Source organism: Streptococcus cristatus (assembly GCF_003943535.1).
In the GTDB taxonomy this organism is placed as follows: Bacteria; Bacillota; Bacilli; order Lactobacillales; family Streptococcaceae; genus Streptococcus; species Streptococcus cristatus_L.
In genome coordinates, this window is sequence record NZ_RJPU01000031.1 from 1 (window position 1) to 748 (window position 748).

The 748-nt window shown below is 43.8% G+C and carries 1 protein-coding gene; it reads left to right on the forward strand.

What is annotated here, in order from left to right:
- Window positions 1-68: 68 nt before the first annotated feature.
- Window positions 69-748, forward strand: a 680-nt coding sequence (locus D8790_RS10660) for a mucin-binding protein (RefSeq protein WP_446677485.1), incomplete at its 3' end; no start/stop codon positions are given.

Genomic DNA, 748 nt, shown 5'->3' on the forward strand with positions numbered 1-748 from the left:
TAACTGACAAGAAGACTTACGTAACTGACAAGAAGACTTACGGTGCATGGACACCAGCTACGAAAGAATTGGCTCAAGAAGCTACACCAGTCGTAACTGGATTTGTGGCAGATAAGGCTAATGTAGCAGCGAAGACAGTGACTCCTGATGATAAGGATAGCGAAGAAGTTGTACAATACAAGAAGCTCGGTTCATACGTACCAAATGTACCAGACGGACTTCCAAAAGTACCAAATCTTCCATATCCAAATGATCCAACAGATCCAACGAAACCAGGCACTGACCTTCCAGTAGTTCCAGATGTACCAGGTACTACACCAGTCGGCCCAGATGGCACAACACCATTGACACCGAAAGATCCGAGCGATCCAAGCAAGGGTTACAANCCACCACCAATTCCAAGTGATCCAACTCAGGATACACCAATCAATTATGTTAAAGATGGTCAAAAAGCGATTATCACATTCGTAGACCAAGATGATAACAACAAGGAAGTTGGTAAGGTAGTTGAAAGCGGTAAGTCAGGTGAGCCAATCGGAACTACTAACTACGCAACTCGTCTGAAAGAATTGACAGACAAGGGTTACGAAGTGGTGAACGATGAGTTCAAGGGACCTAAGACCTTCGATAACGATGATAAGAAGGACCAACAATTTGTGGTTACTCTTCGTCATGGTAAAGAAGCAATCAAGGATCCAGCAGAACTCAACAAGAAGGTTACACGTACCATCAAGTATCAATACGCAGA